The sequence below is a fragment of the Roseospira visakhapatnamensis genome (assembly GCF_014197915.1).
GTDB classification, from domain to species: domain Bacteria; phylum Pseudomonadota; class Alphaproteobacteria; order Rhodospirillales; family Rhodospirillaceae; genus Rhodospira; species Rhodospira visakhapatnamensis.
Genome location: NZ_JACIGK010000071.1, coordinates 1 through 3285 on the forward strand (window position 1 = coordinate 1; position 3285 = coordinate 3285).

6 protein-coding genes are annotated in these 3285 nt (G+C 68.7%); 4 read left to right on the forward strand and 2 right to left on the reverse strand.

Translation table 11 applies throughout. The annotated features are described in order from the left end of the window. A partial coding sequence (locus GGD89_RS19325) for a VirB8/TrbF family protein (RefSeq protein ID WP_246423237.1) occupies positions 1 to 336 on the forward strand: 336 nt, incomplete at its 5' end. After that, positions 336 to 770, forward strand: a complete 435-nt coding sequence (locus tag GGD89_RS19330; RefSeq protein WP_184049095.1) for a hypothetical protein — start codon at positions 336 to 338, stop codon at positions 768 to 770. The genes GGD89_RS19325 and GGD89_RS19330, both read left to right, overlap by 1 nt. Positions 771 to 925: 155 nt before the next feature. Here the strand turns inward: GGD89_RS19330 and GGD89_RS19335 are convergent, their stop codons facing one another. Further along, positions 926 to 1120, reverse strand: a complete 195-nt coding sequence (locus tag GGD89_RS19335) for a hypothetical protein (protein WP_184049098.1) — start codon at positions 1118 to 1120, stop codon at positions 926 to 928. A gap of 106 nt (positions 1121 to 1226) precedes the next feature. After that, positions 1227 to 1457 carry a hypothetical protein gene (locus GGD89_RS19340; RefSeq protein ID WP_184049101.1) on the reverse strand — a complete coding sequence of 77 codons (231 nt, stop codon included), beginning with the start codon at positions 1455 to 1457 and terminating at the stop codon, positions 1227 to 1229. 24 nt (positions 1458 to 1481) lie between these two features. On the opposite strand from GGD89_RS19340, the gene GGD89_RS19345 reads away from it, so the two are divergent. Together GGD89_RS19345 and GGD89_RS19350 are read left to right on the forward strand one after the other, a co-directional pair. Continuing rightward, complete coding sequence (locus GGD89_RS19345; RefSeq protein ID WP_343058655.1) at positions 1482 to 2519, forward strand: TrbG/VirB9 family P-type conjugative transfer protein; 1038 nt, start codon at positions 1482 to 1484, stop codon at positions 2517 to 2519. Beyond that, positions 2516 to 3285 (forward strand): TrbI/VirB10 family protein (locus tag GGD89_RS19350; RefSeq protein ID WP_184049104.1); only part of this gene is annotated, 770 nt, incomplete at its 3' end. The genes GGD89_RS19345 and GGD89_RS19350, both read left to right, overlap by 4 nt.

Genomic DNA, 3285 nt, shown 5'->3' on the forward strand with positions numbered 1-3285 from the left:
CACCGCGAAGCCTGGCGCATGACGGACCCGGCCTTCTGGAAGCGCTACCGCGCCGATCACCTGGCCACCGAGGCGATGGCCCGCGCCCTGGCCGACGGCGCCACCCGGGACATCCATGTGGAGACGGTCACCCGCCTGGAGGGCGTCAACGACGACCACAAGCTGGTGGTCGACTTCACCCAGATCGACCGCCGGCGCGGCCAGGAGACCGGCCGCAAGCCCCTGCGCGCCTACCTGTCGATGGAAACGAGGCCCCAGGAGGTCCACCCCGAGGACCGCTACAGCAACCCGCTGGGCATCTTCGTACGGACGATGGTTCTGAAGGAGAGAGAGTGATGGAGCGTTTCCTGAAGGTTTCCAGTGTCCTCGCGGAGGTCTCCCTTGTCGTCCTCGGATTTGCGTCCCTGCTGCTCTTCGGTGGGGCCGGTGCCCTGGCGTACTTCTGCGGCTGGCTGGCCTACCAGGTCACGAATGCCCTGACGCCGGACCGGCGGGCGGCGTTCCGGGCGCACCAGGCGGCCCGCTTCGGCAAGGGCCGGATGCGGGTCGTGTTCGCGATCCTGCTGGTGGCTCTCCTGCCGATCGGCCTGATCCAGCTCTTCCTGCTCAAGTCGCTGCCCGTTCTGGAGCCACTGTATCCGGTGCTCCTGTTCCTGCTGGGTGTGGTCGGCGGCTATCAGGACCTGGCGTCAGAGTTCCTGGAAAAACATCTGGCGAAAGAGGATGCCGGGGTTACTCAGGGCGCACCATTGCCTCTCACCCAAAGCTGATCTTTGGAAGTCAAAAAGACACATGCCGATCATGGCGTCGAAGGAGAAAAAGTAATGGATCGCTTTTTAAGGTACGTCAAATTCGTTCCAGGAATTCCCTTTCTTGTTCTTGGGTATATATGCTTCATCTTTTTCGGCTGGCTCGGAGCCCTGGCCTATGCCGTCGGTTGGCTGATCACCCTGGGATACGTCTCCCTGGGGCATGCCTCCCTGGCTTCCCGCCGCCGCGCGGCGTCCCGCGCGGGCCGCCGCGCCTGGCTGAACGACAGGCTGGATCGTGTGGCCGTGATGGTGGCCAGGGCGATGGTGGAGTTCTTCGGCGGACTGTGGGTGCTGCGCCTGGTTGTCATGGACCTCGACTTGCTCGGCCAGACGCCGGGTGACCCGCCTTCGGATGTCACCGTGTTCTTCGCCATTGGACTCGCCGGCCTGTTCGGCGGCGTGCTGACCATCCTCTCACGATACGTCGATAAGAACGCGACCGAAGAAGATCGCGACCAGGATGATCGCCGGGATCAAGGCCAGAAGCATGTATCTTTTGTCCTGGAAGACACTGGCCGCGACCCCACCAAGGCCAATGACGGCGAAGAGCCCAAAAAGCATGGCGCCGCTCATCCACAAGCTGGGGCCGCACTCGTCACTCCAAAAACAGAGCATGATCTTTCCCAACAGGGGCATGTCGTCCATTCCGCTCTCGCTCCTTGTCTTGCCGTGGTCCTGGCGCTCGGGACCGCCGGCCTGACCCTCCCGGCGCAGGCCCAGACGGCGGTGCCCACCTCGGTTCCCACGCCCGGGTCCCAGATTGGGTCCCAGGGGGCGGGCACCATGGGCCAGGCGCCGCCGGTGCCGGCGCTGCCGATGCCCGACAGTGTCCTCTGGCAGGCCAACGATCAACAGGACGGCTTCTACGGCCACCTGGTCCGGCCGCGCTCGCCCGGCCAGGTCCAGGAGGTGTGGGACGAGAGCCGGCCGGCGGCGCCGGTCTACGCCACCGACCTGTGCCGCGACTGCACCTACAAGGTGCGGCTGCGCGAGTGGATGGTCACGGTCATCGAACTGCCGCGCGGCGAGGTGATCGACGCCGTGGACATCGGCGATGCCCAGGGCTTCCAGGTCAGCAAGCGGGGGACCAGACGCCTCGCCCTGCGCCCGGTCGGCGCCGGCTACGACAGCAATCTCATCGTCTACGGCAAGAGCGGGGTGGTCTATCCCATCTACCTGCGCACCGAGGGCTTCAACTCCGAGAACACCCCCGACCTGGTCGTGCGCATCAACGGCGCGGTCGCCATGCCCGGCGAGCGCCGCCTGGCCCTGGTCGCCTTCGGGGACGACGGCACCATGCGCACCCCGGCCGCCCGCCCGCCGGCGGCCGGGGTGTCGGCCATGGCCGACGCGGTCCGGGGCCTGGCCGAGACCGATCCCCCAATCCCAGATGGCGACTTCGTGGCCGACGCGGTGTTCGACCCGGCCACCCTGCGCGGCTGGGGCGACTACGAGCTGTGGGGCAGCGACGACAGCCTGAAGCCGGAGACGGTGTTCCGCGATGACCACTTCACCTATCTGCGCTTCGGCGACACCTGGAAGGACATCGAACTGCCCACGGCCTACGTGGTGGTCGACGACATCGACGAGCTGGTCAACACCCGCGTCCAGGGCCAGACCTACATCATTGAGTCCACCCGCCCGCTCATCACGCTGAAGAGCGGCAAGAGCTACCTGTGCATCCGGTACACGGGCGAGACGTCATGACCACGTCGGCCCTGTGCGAGCTGGCGCTGGCGCTCGGCCTGACGCTGGGGGGGCATTGCGTCGCCCCCCCGGTGCCGGTGCCGGCGAGCGACCTGCCGCCGGACGACCCGGGCGCCTATGCGCTGCCGGACCCGCCGCCGCCGGCGCCGGCGCCCGCGCCGGCGCCGGTGGTCATGCCGCCGATCATCATCGAGAAGGTGCTCCCGGCGCCGGCCCCGCCGGCCCCGGCGCCGGTGGTGGTCCAGCCGCCGCCCCCCCCGCCGCCGCCCGATCCCATGGCCACGGCGCTGGCCGCCCTGTGGGCGGGGGCGCGCGGCGCCCCGGGCACCTTGCGGCCGGTGGTGGCGGGCCTGCCCCCGGCGGCCCCGGCCATGCCGGCGACCCGGGACATGGCCGCCCTGGACCTGGCCACGCCGGCCACGGCCGACTACGGCGGGCCGCGCCGCACCAGCAGCCCGCCGGTGGACAACACCCGCATCATCACCGCCGACCGCTACATCACCGGCATCCTGGAGACCGGCATCAACAGCCAGGTCGGCGGCGACGACACCGGCACCGTGGTCGTGCAGACCGCGCGTGATGTTTACGGCTACCACGGCCGCAAGGTGCTGATGCCCAAGGGCTCGCGCCTGATCTGCGACTACCAGGCCCCCGAGGACATCGGCTCCTCGCGCCTGGCCATCACCTGCCAGCGGGTGCTCATCGCCGGCCACCGCGCCGAGATCCGCAATCTCGACAGCCTGCTCTCCGACGTCCAGGGCCGCGT

Excerpts from the sequence above, each read along its gene's own strand:
- GGD89_RS19330 (WP_184049095.1), top strand. The coding sequence starts at position 336 with ATGGAGCGTTTCCTGAAGGTTTCCAGTGTCCTCGCGGAGGTCTCCCTT.
- GGD89_RS19335 (WP_184049098.1), bottom strand. The coding sequence starts at position 1,120 with ATGACAACCAGGCGCAGCACCCACAGTCCGCCGAAGAACTCCACCATC.
- GGD89_RS19340 (WP_184049101.1), bottom strand. The coding sequence starts at position 1,457 with ATGGACGACATGCCCCTGTTGGGAAAGATCATGCTCTGTTTTTGGAGT.